The sequence below is a fragment of the Hyphobacterium vulgare genome (assembly GCF_042643335.1).
Lineage (GTDB): Bacteria > Pseudomonadota > Alphaproteobacteria > Caulobacterales > Maricaulaceae > Hyphobacterium > Hyphobacterium vulgare.
The window spans coordinates 1-20201 of sequence record NZ_JBHRSV010000022.1; the positions used below are offsets into that span (position 1 = coordinate 1).

Here is a 20201-nt window from a genome sequence, read left to right on the forward strand (position 1 = left end):
ATTCTTCTGGCGCGTCAGGTCGGTGTTCCGGCTCTGGTTGTGTTCCTGAACAAGGTCGACCAGGTGGACGATCCCGAGCTTCTGGAACTGGTTGAGATGGAAGTTCGTGAACTTCTGTCGTCCTACGACTTCCCGGGCGACGACATTCCGATCATCGCGGGTTCGGCCCTGGCGGCTCTGGAAGGCAACAATCCGGAGATCGGCGAAGAGAAGATCAAGGAATTGATGGCGGCGGTTGACGCCTACATTCCGACGCCGGAGCGTCCGGTTGACCTTCCGTTCCTGATGCCGATCGAGGACGTGTTCTCGATCTCGGGCCGGGGCACGGTCGTGACGGGCCGGATCGAGCGCGGCATTGTGAAGGTTGGCGAGGAAATCGAGATCATCGGCATCCGCGACACGGTGAAGACGACGTGCACGGGCGTTGAAATGTTCCGCAAGCTGCTCGACCAGGGCCAGGCGGGGGACAATGTCGGCGTTCTTCTGCGCGGCATCGACCGTGCGGGCGTTGAGCGCGGCCAGGTTCTGGCCAAGCCGGGCTCGATCAAGCCGCACGCGAAGTTCGAGGCGGAAGCCTACATCCTGACGAAGGAAGAGGGTGGCCGTCACACGCCGTTCTTCACCAACTACCGCCCGCAATTCTACTTCCGCACGACGGACGTGACGGGTGTGGTGTCGCTGAAAGAGGGCACCGAGATGGTGATGCCGGGCGACAATGTCGAAATCCATGTCGAGCTGATCACTCCGATCGCCATGGACCAGGGCCTGCGCTTCGCCATCCGTGAGGGCGGCCGTACCGTCGGCGCCGGCGTCGTCGCGAAAATCATCGACTAGGTCTGGATATCCAGACGGTTTGAAAGGCCGCCGGCACGCGCCGGCGGCCTTTTTCTTTGTGCTGTCAGGCCGGCCTCGCGGGGGAGGAGAGGGCGGGCTTTCGGGACATGCCCGCCCAACGGGAATCGCCCGGCGAAGCGTCGCTCCGTTCGCGTTTCAGGCGCATGGTCGCGGCGCAATCATCCCGCAAGGGGGATTGGTGCGTCATTCGCGCAACACCGCCATGCCAAATCACGTGAAGCGGGGCTGTTACAGGACTGTCGCATTGACCCGCCGGGGGCCGAGTCACTAGCCTCCGCCGCGCATGGTGTGATGCCCGTGGAACCCTATTGTCTGAAACCGGGCGTCACAAAGCCAATCACAGTATGGTGAGGTCCACCTCGCCATCGACCTACTCGGAGGGAATACAGAGTGAGACGCAACACCTTCAAGGCTTGCCTGATGGCGAGCACGCTCATCGGCGGTATCGGTCTTTCGACCGCGTCCGCGATGGCACAAGAGGAGGAAGGCGCCCAGCCGGAAGATCGGGTTGTCGTTACCGGCACCCGCATTCCGTCGGCCAACCTCGTTTCGACCAGCCCGGTGACGCAGATCGACGCCGAAGAGTTCCAGGACCGCGGTGTCATCCGCGTTGAGGACATGGTCAACACCCTGCCGCAAGCGTTCGCGGGTCAGGGCTCGAACATCTCCAACGGCGCGACCGGTACCGCCACCGTCAACCTTCGTGGTATCGGTGCGGCCCGTACGCTGGTTCTCGTCAATGGCCGCCGCCTGCCGTACGGCTCGCCGCGCTCCGTTGCCGCCGACCTCAACCAGATCCCGGGCGCGCTGATCGAGCGCGTGGAAGTTCTGACCGGTGGTGCTTCGGCCGTTTACGGTTCGGACGCCGTTGCCGGCGTCGTCAACTTCTACCTCGACGACAATTTCGAAGGCGTGCGGTTCGACGCTCAGTACAGCTTCTACCAGCACACCAACGACAACTCGACGATGGCAACGCTGATCGCCAACAATGCGGCGAACAACCCGTCGCAGTTCCGTCAGCCCGACGACCGGGTTATCGACGGCGCGGCGACCGAGCTGTCGGGCGTGATGGGTGTGAACACGCCGGACGGCCGCGGCAACGCGACCCTCTACGTGACCTATCGCAACGTCGCCCCGGTCTACCAGGCCAACCGCGACTATTCCGCTTGCGCCTTCGGTACGACCAATGGCGGTACCGAGTTCTCGTGCTCGGGTTCGTCGACCAATGCGGTTGCCAACTTCCTGAACGTCGGCCCGAACGCCTATCCGCACGGTGCCTGGTTCCGGACCAACGGTTCCGAGTTCATCGCTCGTGACTTCACGTCGGACACGTTCAACTTCAACCCGTACAACTTCTACCAGCGTCCGGACACCCGCTACGTGCTGGGTGCCAATGCGCACTACGAAGTGAACCGTCACTTCGACGTCTACTCCGAACTGACGGCGATGGACACGCGCTCGCTGGCGCAGATCGCTCCGTCGGGCGTGTTCGGCGGCGGCGTCGCCGGTTCCTCGGGCGGCATCAACTGTAACAACCCGTTCCTGACGGCGCAGCAGGTCAACTTCCTCTGCACCAGCCAGGGCCTGGGTCCGAACGACATCGCGGAAGGCGTGCTCATCCTGCGCCGTAACGTGGAAGGCGGCCCGCGTCAGTCCGACGTCCGTCACACCATGTATCGCGGCGTGTTCGGCACGCGCGGTGACTTCTTCAACACCGGCCTGTCCTACGACATGTACGGTTCGTTCGCGAACGTGCACATGGCGGAAAACTACCGGAACGAAATCTCGGTCCGGAAGTCGTCGCTGGCACTGAACGCCGTGCTCGACGGCGGTGGCAACATCGTCTGCGCCGTGAATGCCGACGCCGATCCGTCGAACGACGATCCGGCTTGCGTGCCCTACAACATCTTCTCGGGTACGCCGTCTCAAGCGTCGATCAACTACATCACCAACCCGCTGCTGCAGGATGGTCAGACCACCCAGCAGATCCTGTCGGGCTCGGTCTTTGGTGACCTGTTCGGCCTCCAGTCGCCGGCCGCCGACACGCCGGTGGCGTTCGCGGTGGGTGCGGAATATCGCCGTGACTCCCTGGAACTGCTGCCGGACGCCAACTACCAGGCTGGTGACGGCTTCGGTCAGGGCGGCCCGACGACCCCGGTCTCCGGTTCGCAGGACGTGTACGAACTCTTCACCGAGCTTCGTGTGCCGATCATCGAAGGCCGTCCGGGCTTCGAGTTCCTGAACGCGGAATTCGCTTACCGCTTCTCGAGCTACTCCTCGGGCGTGGAAACCGACACCTACAAGGCGGCTCTCGAGTGGAGCCCGGTTCCGGACCTGCGTGCCCGGGCCAGCCTGCAGCGTGCCGTTCGTGCCGCGAACGTCATCGAGCTGTTCTCGACCCAGTCGATCGGTCTGTTCGACCTCTCCTCTGGTGCGAACGGCAACTACGATCCGTGCTCGGGTCCGGTCCCCACGGCGACCCTCGCCCAGTGTGCGAACACCGGCGTGACGGCTGCCCAGTACGGCAATATCGCCGACAACCCGGCCGGTCAGTTCAACCAGCTGACGGGTGGTAACCCGAACCTGGCCCCGGAAACCGCCGATACGATCACGCTTGGCCTGATCTTCTCGCCGGAATTCATCCCGGGTCTGACGGTGTCGGTCGACTACTTCGACATCCAGGTGGACGATCTGGTCGGCACGATCCCGCCGTCCCAGGCGCTCGCCGAGTGTCTGGCCACGGGCGATGCGGCGTTCTGCTCGCTGATCAACCGCGGCAATGGCGGCACGCTCTGGGCCAACCAGACGGGCTACATCATCGCCACGAACATCAACACCGGTTCGCTCTCGACCGATGGTTTCGACATCAATGCCGTCTACGGCATGGATCTCGACTTCATCGGCCCGAATGCCGGCTCGCTGGCGTTCGACCTGGTCGGTACCTATCTCAACTCGCTTGAGACGGTCTCCTTCCCGGGTGCGGCTCCGTTCGATTGCGTTGGCACCTATGGTGGCCAGTGCGGTACGCCGAATCCGGAATGGCGCCACAAGTTCCGCGCCACCTGGACGTCGGCCTACGACTTCGACGCGGCTCTGACGTGGCGTCACTTCGCCTCGGTCAACCAGTTCGGCGGCGGTGCGGCGATCAACGCCACGCTCGATGCCCAGAACTACTTCGACCTCTCGGGCAACTGGTACGCCAGCGAGGACATGCGTTTGCGCTTCGGTGTGAACAACATCCTCGACTCCGAACCGCCGCTTTCGTCGGCAGTCGGTGCGGGCTTCGGTAACGGTAACACGTTCCCGCAGGTCTATGACGCGGTTGGCCGCTACATCTTCGCGGGTATCACGGTCGACTTCTAAGTCGTTCGTCCCAAGACGATAAACGCCAAAGGCGGCGGGCCCTCCGGGGCCCGCCGCTACTTTTTTCGACAGGACGGTTTTCAAGCGCGAAAGACCCGTGTAGAAGCCTGCGCTCCGATGTGGCGGATACGGGATCGGCGTGCTAGGAGGCGCGTCCTTCTAGGGGTGTAGCTCAGCTGGTAGAGCAGCGGTCTCCAAAACCGCAGGTCGTGGGTTCGAGTCCCTCCGCCCCTGCCATTGCGTTTTTGGTAAAGGCGGCCTATCTGCACGGCCCGATGTGATTTGAACGATGACGCGTAGCGACAAGACAAAACCGGCTGCGAAGGGCGTTTCCGCCCCGGCGCCGAAGAAGAAACGGGCGAACCCGTTCCAGTTCCTGGCGCAAGTCCGCCAGGAAGCGCGCAAGGTTACCTGGACCACGTGGAAAGAAACGTGGGTGTCGACCATCATGGTTCTGATCATGGTCGCCTTCGCCACGCTCTTTTTCTTCCTTGTCGATCTCGCGATCTCGTTCGGGATCGAGGGCATTTTCAGCCTCGGCGCGTGACGGAGACATTGATGTCGGCTAAGTGGTATATCGTCCACGCCTATTCGAATTTCGAAAAGAAGGTCGCCGAGGCGATCCGCGTCGAGGCGCGGGCCCAGGGCCTTGAAGAGAAGTTCGAGGAAATTCTCGTTCCGACCGAGGACGTGGTCGAAGTCCGCAAGGGCCGCAAGGTCAACGCGGAACGCAAATACTTCCCTGGCTACGTGCTGGTGAAGATGGACATGACCGACGCGGCCTACCACCTCGTGAAGAATACGCCGAAAGTCACCGGCTTCCTGGGGTCGGCGAGCAAGCCGATCCCGGTCTCGGAAAACGAGGTCAAGCGGATCCTGGGTCAGATGGAAGAGGATGCGGAACGTCCGCGTCCCACCGTCTCCTACGAGATCGGCGAAACGGTCCGCGTGATCGACGGCCACTTCCAGAGCTTCAACGGCGTTGTGGAAGAGGTCGACGACGAGAAGGGCCGCCTGAAGGTGGCGATCAACATTTTCGGCCGGGCGACCCCGGTCGAGCTGGAATACGCGCAGGTCGAGAAAAACGCCTGAGCGTGAAACGGGCGCGGGAGAGGCCGGGAAAGTCCATTCCGGCTTCGCACCGCGCCACCCTTTGAAACGGAGTAAGGGAAATGGCGAAGAAGATTACCGGCTATATCAAGCTGCAAGTTCCGGCCGGGGCGGCCAATCCGTCCCCGCCGATCGGCCCGGCGCTGGGTCAGCGCGGCGTCAACATCATGGAGTTCTGCAAGGCGTTCAACGCCAAGACGCAAGAGATGGAAAAGGGAATGCCGATTCCCACCGTCATCACCGTCTACCAGGACAAGTCCTTCACCTTCCAGACGAAGACGCCGCCGGCGAGCTTCTTCCTGAAGAAGGCCGCGAAAGTCCAGAAGGGCTCCGGCACGACGGGCAAGACCGGCCCGGTCGGCAAGGTGACCATGGCGCAGTGCCGCGAGATTGCCGAGGCCAAGATGGCCGATCTCAACGCGAACGATCTTGATCAGGCGACGAAGATCATCGCCGGCTCGGCCCGCTCGATGGGCCTGGAAGTGGTGGAGTAGGTCCGATGGCGAAGAACAAGCGACTGTCGACTGCCTATTCCGCGATCGATCGCGACAAGCTGCACGGCCTGACCGAGGCGGTCTCGCTCGTGAAGGCGAATGCGAAGGCGAAGTTCGACGAAACGATCGAAGTGGCGATCAATCTCAATGTCGACCCGCGCCATGCCGACCAGATGGTCCGCGGCGTGTGCAACCTGCCGAACGGCACCGGCCGCTCGGTGCGGGTGGCGGTGTTCGCCAAGGGCGCAAAGGCCGAGGAAGCCAAGAAGGCGGGGGCTGACGTGGTCGGCGCCGACGAGCTGGCCGAAGAAATCCAGAATGGCCGCATGGACTTCGACAAGGTGATCGCGACGCCGGACATGATGCCGGTGGTCGGACGTCTGGGCAAAGTGCTCGGCCCGCGCGGCATGATGCCGAATCCGAAGGTCGGTACGGTCACGATGGACGTCACCAAGGCGGTGGCCGATTCCAAGGGCGGTGCCGTGGAATTCCGGGTCGAGAAGGCCGGTATCATCCACGCCGGCGTCGGCAAGGCGAGCTTCTCCGAGAAGGCGCTGGAAGAGAATCTGCGCGCTTTCCTCGACGCGATCGTCAAGGCCAAGCCGTCGGGTGCCAAGGGCACCTATCTGAAGAAGATCGCGCTCAGCTCGACCATGGGTCCGGGCGTGAAGATCGATACGGCCGAGGCGAGCGCGCAGTCCAGCGCGGCCGCGTAAGGCCAGACCAAGGGTTTCCGGGGCTTTCGGGCCCCGGATCAGGCCGGCGACGAGGCACATGCCAGACGCGCCGGCCAGCCTGTCCGAGACCGCAGGGGCGGGAAGGGGAGACCCGGACCGCTTAATCGTCTGAAGCCCTGCGCAGACGGGAGTGAGAATTCGAAGGCGTGTCCTTGTGCAGGTCTCCTGTGCGGCGCGGCGACGGTTCAAACCCCGGGACAGGAAAGTTCCCGATCCGGCATGCCGGAGCGGGAGCTTTTTGTAGAGCGACCGGATGGGCCGGCCGCTTAAAACGGGAGACCGCAATGGAGCGAGCTCAAAAAGCCGAGGCGGTGGAGGTCCTGAAAGGGATTTTCGCTGAATCCGGTGCAGTGGTCGTCGGCCACTATACCGGCCTCACCGTTGCGGAAATGACGTCGCTGCGTGTCAAGCTTCGTGAAGCTGGCGGGCAGTTGAAGGTGGTGAAGAACCGTCTCGCCAAGATCGCCCTGCAGGGCAATGCGGCGGAAAGCGTCGGGGACCTGTTCACGGGTCCGGTTGCGATCGCTTTTTCCGTGGACCCTGTCGCGGCGCCCAAGGCGGCCGTCAATTTCGCCAAGGAAAACGACAAGTTCGTGATCCTCGGCGGCATGATGGGAGAAACGGTTCTCAATGAAGGCGGGGTGAAGTCCCTCGCGAGCCTGCCGTCGCTCGACGAGCTGCGCGGCAAGCTGGTGGGTCTCATCCAGGCTCCGGCGACCAAGGTTGCCGGTGTGGTCCAGGCTCCGGCTGCCCAGCTGGCGCGCGTGATCAACGCCTACGCCCAGAAAGCCGCCTGACGTCGTCTCTGCAACGACCAACGCATCAAATCTGTTCAAGGACTGAAACACATGTCGAAGATCGAACAACTGGCCGAAGACCTTTCCGGTCTGACCGTCATGGAAGCCGCCGAACTGGCCAAGCTTCTGGAAGAAAAGTGGGGCGTTTCCGCCGCGGCTCCGGTCGCGATGGCGGCGATGCCGGGCGGTGGCGGCGGCGAAGCTGCTGCGGCCGAAGAGAAGACCGAGTTTGACGTCGTTCTGACCGCCGCTGGCGACAAGAAGATCAACGTCATCAAGGAAGTCCGTGCCATCACCGGCCTCGGACTGAAGGAAGCCAAGGACCTCGTCGAGGGTGCGCCGAAGACCGTCAAGGAAGGCGCTTCCAAGGCCGATGCCGAGGCGATGAAGAAGCAGCTGGAAGAGGCTGGCGCCTCTGTCGAGCTGAAGTAAGCGTCCCTTTTGGGACGTATCGGGACGTCGACGGGCGTGCGGAGCGATTCCGCGCGCCCGTCGAGCCGTCCCTGAAAACAAGCCGGATCGCGCCCGTCTCCTGCTGGGGCCGATCCGGACATCGCGGCCGGACCTGTCCGGCCATTCGCAGGGAAGGACCGGGTTTCCGGTTCGCCACGGAATGAAACCGGCGCCTTTCAGGGCGCTGTGAAGGGAGCGGACATGGGTCTGTCGTTCACCGGTAAGAAGCGCATTCGCAAGTCTTTCGGCCGTATTCCTGAAACGGTCGCGATGCCGAACCTGATCGAGGTTCAAAAGAGCTCCTATGACCAGTTTCTCCTGAAGGACATGTCGGCGGGCGAGCGCCCGGATGACGGTCTTCAGGCTGTTTTCAAGTCGGTCTTCCCGATCAAGGACTTCTCCGAGCGCGCGGTTCTGGACTTCGTGTCCTACGAATTCGAAGCGCCGAAGTACGACACGGAAGAGTGCCAGCAGCGCGACATGACCTATGCGGCGCCGCTGAAGGTGAAGATGCGTCTCGTCGTGTTCGACGTGGACGAGGAAACCGGTGCCCGCTCCGTGAAGGACATCAAGGAGCAGGACGTCTACATGGGCGACATCCCGCTCATGACCGACAAGGGCACGTTCATCGTCAACGGCACCGAGCGCGTCATCGTTTCGCAGATGCACCGCTCCCCGGGCGTGTTCTTCGACCATGACAAGGGCAAGACCCACGCGTCGGGCAAATACCTTTTCGCGGCCCGCATCATTCCCTATCGCGGTTCCTGGCTCGACTTCGAATTCGACGCCAAGGACGTGCTGCACATGCGCCTCGACCGGCGCCGGAAGCTGCCGGCGACGACGCTGCTCTATGCCCTGGGCATGGACAAGGAAGAGATCCTGGCCACCTTTTATGACCGCGTGTCCTACACGCGCGGCAAGAAGGGCTGGACGATCCCCTATGTGAAGGAACGCTGGCGCGGTGTGAAGCCGTCGACGGACCTGATCGACGCCAAGTCGGGCGAAATGATTGCCCCGGCCGGCAAGAAGATCGCTGCCCGTACGGCGAACAAGCTGGCCGAAGACGGCGTGACGGAACTGCTGGTCGGTGACGAGGCGCTGTATGGCCGCTTCGTCGCGGAAGACATCGTCAATGTGCAGACCGGTGAAATTTTCGCCGAGGCCGGTGACGAGATCACCGAGGAAAACCTCGCCGAAATGACCGAGGCCGGCATCGGCGACATCGACGTGCTGGACATCGACGCCTATGGCAAGGGTCCGTACATGCGGACCACGCTGGCGGTGGACAAGAACGAGAACCGCGAGAACGCGCTCGTCGACATCTACCGTGTCATGCGTCCGGGCGAGCCGCCCACCGCTGACACCGCCGAGGCCCTGTTCAACGGCCTGTTCTTCGACTCCGAACGCTACGACCTCTCCGCGGTCGGCCGCGTGAAGATGAACATGCGCCTCGACCTCGACTGCCCGGACGATGTCCGCGTGCTGCGCAAGGAAGACATCATCGCCGTTCTCCGGACGCTGGTGGACCTGCGTGACGGCAAGGGCGAGATCGACGACATCGACAACCTCGGCAACCGCCGCCTGCGTTCGGTCGGCGAGTTGATGGAAAACCAGTACCGCATCGGCCTGCTGCGCATGGAGCGCGCGATCAAGGAGCGGATGAGCTCGGTCGATATCGAGACCGTCATGCCGCACGACCTGGTCAACGCCAAGCCGGCGGCGGCCGCGGTGCGCGAATTCTTCGGCTCCTCGCAGCTGTCGCAGTTCATGGACCAGACCAATCCGCTCTCGGAAGTGACCCACAAGCGCCGCCTGTCGGCGCTTGGACCGGGGGGGTTGACGCGCGAGCGCGCCGGTTTCGAAGTGCGCGACGTGCACCCGACCCACTATGGCCGGATCTGCCCGATCGAAACGCCGGAAGGGCCGAATATCGGCCTGATCAACTCGCTTTCGACCTATGCCCGGGTGAACAAGTACGGCTTCATCGAGAGCCCGTACCGCAAGGTCGAGAACGGCAAGCTGACTGACAAGGTCGAGTATCTCTCGGCGATGCAGGAAGCCAAGTTCGCGATCGCGCAGGCGAATGCGTCGGTTTCCGACAAGGGCGAGCTGGCGAACGAGTTCGTCAACTGCCGTGTCGGCGGCGATGTCACGCTCGTGCCGCGGGAAGACGTGGATTATATCGACGTGTCGCCGAAGCAGGTGGTTTCGGTTGCCGCGGCGCTGATCCCCTTCCTGGAAAACGATGACGCCAACCGCGCCCTCATGGGTTCGAACATGCAGCGTCAGGCCGTGCCGCTTCTGCAGGCGGAAGCTCCGCTGGTCGGAACCGGCATGGAATCGGTCGTGGCCCGGGATTCCGGTGCGACGATCGTGGCGCGCCGCGACGGCGTGGTGGAGCAGGTGGATGCGACGCGTATCGTCATCCGCGCCACCAAGGATCTCGACCCGACCAAGTCGGGTGTCGACATCTACCGCCTGGCGAAGTTCCAGCGTTCCAATCAGTCGACCTGCATCAACCAGCGTCCGATCGTGAAGGTCGGCGACGAGGTCGTGACCGGCGACATCATCGCGGACGGTCCGTCGACCGATCTGGGCGAACTGGCGCTTGGCCGGAACCCGCTCGTCGCGTTCATGCCGTGGAACGGGTACAATTTCGAGGACTCGATCCTGATCTCCGAGCGCATCGTCCGCGATGACGTGTTTACCTCGATCCACATCGAGGAATTCGAGGTCATGGCCCGCGACACCAAGCTGGGCCCGGAGGAAATCACCCGCGACATCCCGAATGTCGGCGAGGAAGCCCTGCGCAATCTCGACGAGGCCGGCATCGTGTCGATCGGTGCCGAAGTCGAAGCGGGCGACATCCTGGTCGGCAAGGTCACGCCGAAGGGCGAAAGCCCGATGACGCCGGAAGAAAAGCTTCTGCGCGCCATCTTCGGCGAAAAGGCGTCCGACGTGCGCGACACGTCGCTGCGTCTGCCGCCGGGCACGACCGGCACGATCGTGGAAGTCCGCGTCTTCAACCGTCACGGTGTCGACAAGGACGAGCGCGCGATCACGATCGAGCGTGAAGAGATCGAACGTCTCGGCAAGGACCGCGACGACGAGCTCACCATCCTCGAGCGCAATATCTTTGGCCGCCTGAAGGACCTGATGATCGGCAAGGACGCCACGTCCGGCCCGCGCGGGTTCAAGAAGGGCAAGGTTACCGAGGAAAGCCTTTCCGACGTGCCGGCCAGCCAGTGGTGGAAGATCAGCCTCGATGACGAAAAGGTCATGGCCGAGGTCGAAGCGCTGAAGAAGCAGTACGACGACTCCAAGGCGCGCCTCGATCGACGCTTCGAGGACAAGGTCGACAAGCTGCAGCGCGGCGACGAGCTGCCGCCGGGCGTGATGAAGATGGTCAAGGTGTTCGTCGCGGTGAAGCGCAAGCTCCAGCCGGGCGACAAGATGGCCGGCCGTCACGGCAACAAGGGCGTGATCTCGAAGATCGCGCCGGTCGAAGACATGCCTTACCTGGAAGACGGCACCCCGGTCGACGTGGTGCTCAATCCGCTCGGCGTGCCCTCACGGATGAATGTCGGACAGATCCTCGAAACCCACCTTGGCTGGGCCTGCGTGGGCCTCGGCAAGCAGATCGGCCAAGCCTACGAGGCCTATCTGCGCGACGGCAAGATCGACCCGCTGAAGGCTGTTCTCAAACACGCCTATGGCGAGAACGAGGAGATGCCGGACACCGACGATGAAATCGCCGAGCTCAGCCGGAACCTGATGCCGGGTGTGCCGATCGCGACACCGGTCTTCGATGGTGCCCGCGAGCCGGACATCGTCGAGCACCTGCAGATGGCCGGTCTTGAAAGCTCGGGCCAGGTAACGCTGCACGATGGCCAGACGGGCGAGCAATTCCGCCGCAAGGTCACGGTCGGCATCATGCATATCCTGAAGCTGCACCACCTGGTGGATGACAAGATCCACGCCCGCTCGATCGGCCCGTACAGCCTCGTGACCCAGCAGCCGCTGGGCGGCAAGGCGCAGTTCGGCGGCCAGCGTTTCGGCGAGATGGAAGTGTGGGCACTCGAAGCCTATGGCGCCGCCTACACGCTGCAGGAAATGCTGACGGTGAAGTCGGACGACGTGGCCGGCCGGACGAAGGTCTACGAGGCCATCGTGCGCGGCGACGACACGTTCGAGGCGGGTGTTCCGGAGAGCTTCAACGTGCTCGTCAAGGAAATGCGCTCGCTCGGCCTCAACGTCGAACTGAAGAACAGCTAAGCCCGATCGGATTTTCGCGGAGCGGCCCTCGAGCCGCTCCGCTTACTCCTTCAAGGAGACGGTAATGAACCAAGAGGTCATGAACATCTTCAATCCGGCGGCCGAAGGCCCGACCTTCGACCGGATCCGGATCTCGCTGGCCAGCCCGGAGAAAATTCTCTCCTGGTCGTTCGGCGAAGTGAAGAAGCCCGAGACCATCAACTACCGCACGTTCAAGCCGGAACGTGACGGCCTGTTCTGCGCGCGGATCTTCGGTCCGGTTAAGGACTATGAGTGCCTGTGCGGCAAGTACAAGCGCATCAAGTACAAGGGCATCGTTTGCGAGAAGTGCGGCGTGGAAGTGACGCTGGCACGGGTTCGGCGCGAACGCATGGGCCATATCGAACTGGCCGCCCCGGTCGCGCATATCTGGTTTCTGAAGTCGCTGCCGAGCCGCATCGCGATGGTGCTCGACATGGCGCTGAAGGATGTCGAGCGCGTGCTCTATTTCGAGATGTATCTCGTCACTGAGCCGGGCCTGACGCCGCTGCAGCCCTACCAGTTGCTGACCGAGGAAGAATATCTCGAAGCCCAGGACGAATACGGCGAGGACGCCTTCACGGCCGGTATCGGCGCGGAATGCATCCGTGACGTCCTGATGGCGATGGATGTCCAGGCCGAGATCGAGAAGATCCGGACCGACATCACCGAGACTGCGTCGGAACTGAAGCTGAAGAAGTACGCCAAGCGCCTGAAGACGCTGGAATCGCTGCTCTCGTCGGGCAACCGTCCGGAGTGGATGATCCTGACCGTCGTTCCGGTCATCCCGCCGGAACTGCGCCCGCTGGTGCCACTCGATGGCGGCCGCTTCGCGACGTCGGACCTGAACGATCTCTATCGCCGCGTGATCAACCGGAACAACCGCCTGAAGCGCCTGATCGAGCTTCGCGCGCCGGACATCATCATCCGCAACGAAAAGCGGATGCTGCAGGAGGCCGTCGACGCCCTGTTCGACAATGGCCGCCGCGGCCGCGTCATCACGGGCGCCAACAAGCGCCCGCTGAAGTCGCTCGCCGACATGCTCAAGGGCAAGCAGGGCCGTTTCCGCCAGAACCTGCTCGGCAAGCGCGTCGACTATTCCGGCCGTTCGGTCATCGTCGTCGGCCCGGAACTGAAGCTGCACGAGTGCGGCCTGCCGAAGAAGATGGCGCTCGAACTGTTCAAGCCCTTCATCTACGCGCGTCTCGACGCGAAGGGCCTGTCGGGTACGGTCAAGCAGTCCAAGAAAATGGTCGAGAAAGAGCGTCCGGAAGTCTGGGACATTCTTGACGAGGTGATCCGCGAGCATCCGGTTCTCCTGAACCGGGCGCCGACGCTGCACCGTCTCGGCATCCAGGCCTTCGAACCGAAGCTGATCGAGGGCAAGGCCATCCAGCTGCACCCGCTGGTCTGCGCCGCGTTCAACGCCGACTTCGACGGCGACCAGATGGCCGTGCACGTTCCGTTGTCGCTTGAAGCGCAGCTGGAAGCGCGCGTGCTGATGATGTCGACGAACAACATCCTGTCGCCGGCCAACGGCAAGCCGATCATCGTCCCCTCGCAGGACATCGTCCTGGGGCTCTACTACCTGTCGGTCGACAAGGAGAACGAGCCGGGCGAGGGCAGTGCCTTTGCGACGCTCGGCGAACTCGAGGCCGCGCTCGATGCGGGCGTGATCTCGCTGCACACGAAAATCCGGATGCGCTACGAGACCGTCGACGAGGACGGCAATCCCGTGCGCACGCGGATCGACACGACGCCGGGCCGGGCCAAGATCGTCAGCCTGCTGCCGAAGCACCCGAAACTGCCGTGGCAGATCGCCAATGAGCTGATGACCAAGAAGCAGATCGGCTTCCTGATCGACGAGGTCTACCGGCACTGCGGTCAGAAGGCGACGGTCATCTTCGCCGACCGGATGATGGCGCTCGGCTTCAAGGAAGCCGCCAAGGCGGGCATCTCCTTCGGCAAGGACGACATGGTCATCCCGGAAGCCAAGGCGGACCTGGTCAACGACACCCGCAAGCTGGTTGCCGAATACGAGCAGCAATATGTCGACGGCCTGATCACCAAGGGTGAGAAGTACAACAAGGTGGTCGACGCCTGGGCGAAGTGCACCGACCGCGTCGCCGACGCCATGATGGAAGAGGTTTCCAAGCCCTATTCCCTCGGCGAAGGCCGTACCGAAGTGAACTCCATCTACATGATGGCCCACTCCGGTGCCCGGGGTTCGAAGAACCAGATGAAGCAGCTCGCCGGCATGCGCGGCCTGATGGCCAAGCCTTCGGGCGAGATCATCGAGACGCCGATCATCTCGAACTTCAAGGAAGGTCTGACCGTTCTTGAATACTTCAACTCGACGCACGGCGCCCGCAAGGGTCTGGCCGATACCGCGCTGAAGACCGCGAACTCGGGCTATCTGACCCGCCGCCTCGTGGACGTGGCGCAGGACTGCATCGTCTCCGAGCCCGATTGCGGCACGTCGGACGGCATCAATCTCACCGCCGTGGTCGATGGCGGCGAGGTTGTGGTGTCGCTCGGCCAGCGCATTCTCGGCCGTTCGGCGGCGGAACAGGTCAAGTCGCCCGAGGGCGAGGTGGTCTGCGAAGCCGGCACCTATCTCGACGAGGACATGATCGCCGCGATCGAAGCGGCCGGGGTCCGGTCGGTGAAAGTGCGTTCGCCGCTGACCTGCGAAACCCGCGTCGGCGTTTGCGCCACCTGCTACGGCCGCGATCTGGCTCGCGGCACGAAGGTGAACAACGGCGAAGCCGTCGGTGTCATCGCGGCCCAGTCGATCGGCGAACCCGGCACGCAGCTGACGATGCGGACCTTCCACATCGGCGGTACCGCGCAGGTGTCCGAGCAATCCTTCGTGGAAGCGACGCATGAGGGCAAGATCGCCCTGGTGAACCGCTCGACGGTGAAGAATGCCGATGGTGTCTTCATCGTCATGGCGCGCAACATGCAGGTCCAGGTGGTCGACAAGGACGAGCGTTCGCTCGAATCCTACAAGCTGCCCTATGGTGCCCGCCTGCTGCTCGACGAGGGCACCAAGACCAAGCGCGGCATGCGTATGGCCGAATGGGACCCCTACACCACGCCGATCGTGACCGAGGCGGGCGGCAAGGCGCGTTTCGTCGACGTGATCGACGGCCTGTCGGTGAAGGAAGAGACTGACGAAGCCACGGGTATCGCATCGAAGGTGATCGTCGACTGGCGCAGCGCTCCCAAGGGCGCCAGCCTGCAGCCGATGGTCGTCGTCGAGGACGAGAAGGGCGAGCCGGTCAAGTTCCAGAACGGATCGACGGCCAGCTACATGCTGGCGGTGGGTGCCATTCTTTCGGTCCAGGACGGTGATGTGGTCCGCCCGGGCGACATCATCTCGCGAATCCCGACCGAAGGGGCCAAGACGCGCGACATCACCGGCGGTCTGCCGCGGGTGGCGGAATTGTTCGAAGCCCGCCGTCCGAAGGATCACGCGGTGATCGCCGAGATCACCGGCCGCGTGGAATTCGGCCGCGACTACAAGAACAAGCGCCGTATTGCCATCGTGTCGGAAGAGGATGCGGAGGTCCGCGCCGACTACCTGGTGCCGAAGGGCAAACACCTGACGGTCCAGGAAGGCGACATCATCCAGAAGGGCGAATACCTGCTGGACGGTCACCCCGCGCCGCACGACATCCTGTCGATCCTGGGTGTCGAGGCGCTGGCCGACTACCTCGTGAACGAGATCCAGGAGGTCTACCGGCTGCAGGGCGTGCCGATCAACGACAAGCATATCGAAGTGATCGTGCGCCAGATGCTGCAGAAGATGGAAGTCATCGATCCGGGCGAGTCGGGTTGGCTGGCCGGCGAGCAGGTCGAAAAGCTCGACTTCCTCGAAATGAACGAGAAGCTGGAAGCGGAGAAGAAGAAGCCCGCGACCGGAAAACCCGTTCTGCTCGGCATCACCAAGGCGTCGCTGCAGACGCGTTCCTTCATCTCGGCAGCCTCCTTCCAGGAAACGACCCGCGTCCTCACCGAGGCGGCCGTCCAGGGCAAGGTGGACATGCTCGAGGGCCTGAAGGAGAACGTCATCGTCGGCCGTCTCATTCCGGCGGGAACGGGCGGTCAGATGCGCTCCTACCAGTCGGTCGCGGCCGAGCGCGACAATGTGATGCTCGCCGAACGCAAGACCGAAGTCGAAACCGGCGAGGAAGCACTCCCGGCCGAGATCGCCGAAGCGGCCGAAGCCGAGGCTGCGGAATCGGAATCGGGGGGCGGCGAGAGCTGATCCCCGCATACCGGGTCTGAATACAGCACGGGGCCGCCGGTTCGCCGGCGGCCCCTTGCACTTCCTTGCGGACGCAGATCGCCTTGCGCGACGGGCTTCCACGATGTGCGGCGAGGGGGTTTTGCCCGACCGCAGTAGGCGCATGAAAAAACTATTACAGGCGCTTGACTGGTCCGGGGTCCGCGACTAGGTTCCGCGCCTGTTTTTCGGGGATGAGCCGTAACCACACGTGGTTATACGTCGTCCGGAAACACTGAACATCGATGGTGTATTGGCGGGCGGGGAAGCGATCTTCTCGCGCGCCGGTCATTTCGTGTCTTGCGAACCTTTTTGGTGCGTGAGGCACCACAAACAACGAACGGGTTAGGGCGGTAATGCCGACAATCAACCAGCTCATCCGCAAGCCGCGGAAAGACAAGCCGAAGCGCAACAAGGTGCCGGCCCTGCAGGCCTGTCCGCAGCGCCGCGGCGTTTGCACGCGCGTTTACACCACCACGCCGAAGAAGCCGAACTCGGCGCTTCGTAAAGTCGCGAAGGTTCGTCTGACGAACCAGTACGAAGTGGTGAGCTACATCCCCGGTGAGGGTCACAACCTTCAGGAACACTCTGTCGTGCTTATCCGCGGCGGCCGTGTGAAGGACCTTCCCGGCGTTCGTTATCACATCCTGCGCGGCGTTCTGGATACCCAGGGCGTCAAGGACCGCCGTCAGCGCCGTTCGAAATACGGCGCGAAGCGTCCGAAGTAAGGAGAGGATCTTATGTCCCGTCGCCACCGCGCCGAAAAACGCGAGATCCTTCCGGACGCCAAGTATGGTGATCTCGATCTCACGAAATTCATGAACTACCTGATGTATGACGGCAAGAAATCCGCCGCCGAATCCATCGTTTACGGGGCGCTTGACCTCGTCGAGGAAAAGGCCAAGCGCGAGCCGGTCCGCATCTTCCACGACGCGCTCGACAATGTCGCGCCGGAAGTCGAGGTCCGCTCCCGCCGGGTTGGCGGCGCGACCTATCAGGTCCCCGTCGAAGTGCGGACCGAGCGCAAGAAGGCCCTGGCCATCCGCTGGCTGGTTGCCGCTGCGCGCGCCCGCAACGAAAACACAATGCGCGAACGTCTCGCCGCGGAACTTCTGGACGCCTCGTCCAACCGCGGAACGGCTGTGAAGAAGCGTGAAGACACGCACCGCATGGCCGAAGCCAACCGCGCCTTCTCGCACTACCGCTGGTAACCCGAAGCATCCTCCCCAAGGACTGACTGTCATGGCCCGCACGCACAAAATCGAGGACTACCGGAATTTCGGCATCATGGCCCACATTGATGCCGGCAAGACGACGACGACCGAGCGCGTCCTGTTCTACACCGGTAAGAGCCACAAGATCGGCGAAGTCCATGACGGCGCCGCCACCATGGACTGGATGGAACAGGAGCAGGAGCGCGGCATCACGATCACGTCCGCCGCGACGACCGCTTTCTGGAAAGAAAAGCGCCTGAACATCATCGACACGCCGGGACACGTCGACTTCACCATCGAAGTCGAGCGGTCGCTGCGCGTGCTTGACGGTGCGGTTGCGCTGCTGGACGCCAATGCCGGCGTCGAGCCGCAGACCGAGACCGTCTGGCGCCAGGCCGAGAAGTACAAGGTCCCGCGGATGTTCTTCGTCAACAAGATGGACAAGATCGGCGCCGATTTCGGCCGTTGCGTCCAGATGATGAAAGACCGCCTTGGCTGCGTGCCGCTGGTCGTCCAGCTGCCGATCGGTTCGGAAAACGAACTGCGCGGCGTGATCGACCTGCTGCGCATGCGCGCCATCGTGTGGGACGACGAATCGCTCGGTGCGAAATTCTCGGTCGAGGACATTCCGGCTGAATTGCTGGACGATGCCCAGATCGCGCGCGAGCAGATGATCGAGACCATCGTCGAGCAGGACGATGACGTCATGGAGGCCTTCCTCGAAGGCAATGAGCCCGACGAGGCCACCATGATCCGCCTGATCCGCAAGGGCACGATCAACCTGTCCTTCCATCCGGTGCTCTGCGGTTCGGCGTTCAAGAACAAGGGTGTCCAGCCGCTGCTCGACGCCGTCGTCGACTACCTGCCGAGCCCGGTGGAAGTGCCGCCGATCAAGGGGATCGACCCGAAGACCGACGAGCCCGTCACCCGCAAGTCGAGCGATGACGAGTCGCTGTCGATGCTGGCGTTCAAGATCATGAACGACCCGTTCGTCGGCACGCTGACCTTCTGCCGCATCTATTCGGGCAAGCTCGAAACCGGGATCTCGCTCCTGAACACCGTGAAGGAAAAGAAGGAGCGCATCGGCCGCATGCTGCAGATGCACTCGAACTCGCGTGAGGACATCAAGGAAGCGTTCGCCGGCGACATCGTCGCGATCGCGGGCCTGAAGGACACCACGACGGGCGACACGCTCTGCGACCCGATGAAGCCGGTGATCCTGGAGCGCATGGAATTCCCGGAGCCGGTGATCGAGATCGCCGTCGAGCCGAAGTCGAAGGCCGACCAGGAAAAGCTCGGCATCGGCCTCAACAAGCTGGCGGCCGAGGATCCGTCCTTCCGCGTGAAGACCGACGAAGAATCCGGTCAGACGATCATGGCGGGCATGGGCGAGTTGCACCTCGACATCCTGGTCGATCGCCTTCGCCGCGAATTCAAGGTCGAGGCCAATATCGGCCAGCCGCAAGTGGCCTACCGTGAAACGCTCGGCCGCACCGCGGAGATCACCTACACGCACAAGAAGCAGTCGGGTGGTTCGGGCCAGTTCGCCGAAGTGAAGATGATCTTCGAACCGCTGGAGCCGGGTTCGGGCTTCCAGTTCGAGTCCAAGATCGTCGGCGGCAACGTGCCCCGGGAGTATATTCCGGGCGTTGAAAAGGGCATCCGGTCCGTCATGGACAACGGCCTGATCGCCGGCTTCCCGGTGATCGACTTCAAGGCAACGCTGATCGACGGCAAGTATCACGACGTCGACTCCAGCGTTCTGGCGTTTGAAATCGCAGCCCGCGCCGCCTTCCGCGAAGTGAAGGGCAAGGCGGACGTGAAGCTGCTCGAGCCGATCATGAAGGTCGAGGTCGTGACCCCGGACGATTACACCGGTTCGGTGATCGGCGACCTGAACTCGCGCCGTGGCCAGATCCAGGGCCAGGAGATGCGGGGCGTCGCCACTGTCGTGAACGCGATGGTGCCGCTGGCCAACATGTTCGGCTACGTGAACGCGCTGCGCTCCTCCACCCAGGGCCGCGCCCAGTTCACGATGCAGTTCGACCACTACGAGCCGGTGCCGAGCGCCGTGGCTCAGGAAGTTATCGCGAAGATCGCGTAAGCGGTCATCGCCCCTAGGACAAACACAGGCCTGGAGATCGAAAGATGGGCAAGGAGAAGTTTCAGCGGACGAAGCCGCACGCGAATATCGGCACGATTGGTCACGTTGACCATGGCAAGACGACGCTGACGGCTGCGATCACGAAGTATTTCGGCGATTTCCGCGCGTACGACCAGATTGACGCGGCGCCGGAAGAGAAGGCGCGCGGGATCACGATCTCGACGGCTCACGTGGAGTATGAGACGGACGGTCGTCACTACGCGCACGTCGATTGCCCGGGGCACGCGGACTATGTGAAGAACATGATCACGGGCGCGGCGCAGATGGACGGCGGGATCCTTGTGGTTTCGGCGGCTGACGGCCCGATGCCGCAGACGCGCGAGCACATTCTTCTGGCGCGTCAGGTCGGTGTTCCGGCTCTGGTTGTGTTCCTGAACAAGGTCGACCAGGTGGACGATCCCGAGCTTCTGGAACTGGTTGAGATGGAAGT

Annotated in this window: 14 protein-coding genes and 1 tRNA gene; all 15 read left to right on the forward strand. The window is 63.0% G+C overall.

All coding sequences use genetic code 11. From position 1 onward, the window contains the following. On the forward strand, positions 1-834 hold an 834-nt coding region (locus tag ACFOOR_RS11520; RefSeq protein ID WP_380214598.1), incomplete at its 5' end, for an elongation factor Tu. Positions 835-1245: 411 nt separating this feature from the next. Further along, positions 1246-4218: a TonB-dependent receptor domain-containing protein gene (locus tag ACFOOR_RS11525; RefSeq protein WP_343165745.1), complete on the forward strand. Its 2973-nt coding sequence runs from the start codon at positions 1246-1248 to the stop codon at positions 4216-4218. 161 nt (positions 4219-4379) lie between these two features. Next, positions 4380-4455: transfer RNA gene (locus ACFOOR_RS11530), tRNA-Trp, on the forward strand. Positions 4456-4507: 52 nt separating this feature from the next. Then, positions 4508-4765: a preprotein translocase subunit SecE gene (secE, locus tag ACFOOR_RS11535; RefSeq protein WP_039718968.1), complete on the forward strand. Its 258-nt coding sequence runs from the start codon at positions 4508-4510 to the stop codon at positions 4763-4765. Positions 4766-4776: 11 nt separating this feature from the next. Then, positions 4777-5310: a transcription termination/antitermination protein NusG gene (gene nusG / locus ACFOOR_RS11540; RefSeq protein WP_343165746.1), complete on the forward strand. Its 534-nt coding sequence runs from the start codon at positions 4777-4779 to the stop codon at positions 5308-5310. An 80-nt stretch (positions 5311-5390) separates the two neighbouring features. After that, complete coding sequence (rplK, locus tag ACFOOR_RS11545; protein ID WP_343165747.1) at positions 5391-5822, forward strand: 50S ribosomal protein L11; 432 nt, start codon at positions 5391-5393, stop codon at positions 5820-5822. A gap of 5 nt (positions 5823-5827) precedes the next feature. Beyond that, positions 5828-6538 carry a 50S ribosomal protein L1 gene (rplA, locus tag ACFOOR_RS11550; protein ID WP_343165748.1) on the forward strand — a complete coding sequence of 237 codons (711 nt, stop codon included), beginning with the start codon at positions 5828-5830 and terminating at the stop codon, positions 6536-6538. Positions 6539-6843: 305 nt separating this feature from the next. Beyond that, complete coding sequence (rplJ, locus tag ACFOOR_RS11555; RefSeq protein WP_343165749.1) at positions 6844-7356, forward strand: 50S ribosomal protein L10; 513 nt, start codon at positions 6844-6846, stop codon at positions 7354-7356. Between the two features lie 51 nt (positions 7357-7407). After that, on the forward strand, positions 7408-7788 hold the full coding sequence (rplL, locus tag ACFOOR_RS11560; RefSeq protein ID WP_236955319.1) for a 50S ribosomal protein L7/L12: 381 nt from the start codon (positions 7408-7410) through the stop codon (positions 7786-7788). Between the two features lie 222 nt (positions 7789-8010). Beyond that, positions 8011-12084 carry a DNA-directed RNA polymerase subunit beta gene (rpoB, locus tag ACFOOR_RS11565; protein ID WP_343165750.1) on the forward strand — a complete coding sequence of 1358 codons (4074 nt, stop codon included), beginning with the start codon at positions 8011-8013 and terminating at the stop codon, positions 12082-12084. A gap of 64 nt (positions 12085-12148) precedes the next feature. After that, entirely contained in the window at positions 12149-16375 is a 4227-nt protein-coding gene (rpoC, locus tag ACFOOR_RS11570) for a DNA-directed RNA polymerase subunit beta' (RefSeq protein WP_343165751.1), read from the forward strand. Positions 16376-16749: 374 nt separating this feature from the next. Beyond that, positions 16750-17121: a 30S ribosomal protein S12 gene (rpsL, locus tag ACFOOR_RS11575; RefSeq protein WP_039717921.1), complete on the forward strand. Its 372-nt coding sequence runs from the start codon at positions 16750-16752 to the stop codon at positions 17119-17121. A 12-nt stretch (positions 17122-17133) separates the two neighbouring features. Next, entirely contained in the window at positions 17134-17604 is a 471-nt protein-coding gene (gene rpsG / locus ACFOOR_RS11580) for a 30S ribosomal protein S7 (protein ID WP_343165752.1), read from the forward strand. A 31-nt stretch (positions 17605-17635) separates the two neighbouring features. Next, on the forward strand, positions 17636-19711 hold the full coding sequence (gene fusA, locus ACFOOR_RS11585; protein ID WP_343165753.1) for an elongation factor G: 2076 nt from the start codon (positions 17636-17638) through the stop codon (positions 19709-19711). A gap of 44 nt (positions 19712-19755) precedes the next feature. Beyond that, a partial coding sequence (locus ACFOOR_RS11590; protein WP_380214606.1) for a GTP-binding protein occupies positions 19756-20201 on the forward strand: 446 nt, incomplete at its 3' end.

What these genes read in the sequence shown, in the direction of transcription:
- secE (WP_039718968.1), top strand. Translation starts at nt 4,508, where the DNA reads ATGACGCGTAGCGACAAGACAAAACCGGCTGCGAAGGGCGTTTCCGCC.
- nusG (WP_343165746.1), top strand. Translation starts at nt 4,777, where the DNA reads ATGTCGGCTAAGTGGTATATCGTCCACGCCTATTCGAATTTCGAAAAG.
- rplK (WP_343165747.1), top strand. Translation starts at nt 5,391, where the DNA reads ATGGCGAAGAAGATTACCGGCTATATCAAGCTGCAAGTTCCGGCCGGG.
- rplA (WP_343165748.1), top strand. Translation starts at nt 5,828, where the DNA reads ATGGCGAAGAACAAGCGACTGTCGACTGCCTATTCCGCGATCGATCGC.
- rplJ (WP_343165749.1), top strand. Translation starts at nt 6,844, where the DNA reads ATGGAGCGAGCTCAAAAAGCCGAGGCGGTGGAGGTCCTGAAAGGGATT.
- rplL (WP_236955319.1), top strand. Translation starts at nt 7,408, where the DNA reads ATGTCGAAGATCGAACAACTGGCCGAAGACCTTTCCGGTCTGACCGTC.
- rpoB (WP_343165750.1), top strand. Translation starts at nt 8,011, where the DNA reads ATGGGTCTGTCGTTCACCGGTAAGAAGCGCATTCGCAAGTCTTTCGGC.
- rpoC (WP_343165751.1), top strand. Translation starts at nt 12,149, where the DNA reads ATGAACCAAGAGGTCATGAACATCTTCAATCCGGCGGCCGAAGGCCCG.
- rpsL (WP_039717921.1), top strand. Translation starts at nt 16,750, where the DNA reads ATGCCGACAATCAACCAGCTCATCCGCAAGCCGCGGAAAGACAAGCCG.
- rpsG (WP_343165752.1), top strand. Translation starts at nt 17,134, where the DNA reads ATGTCCCGTCGCCACCGCGCCGAAAAACGCGAGATCCTTCCGGACGCC.
- fusA (WP_343165753.1), top strand. Translation starts at nt 17,636, where the DNA reads ATGGCCCGCACGCACAAAATCGAGGACTACCGGAATTTCGGCATCATG.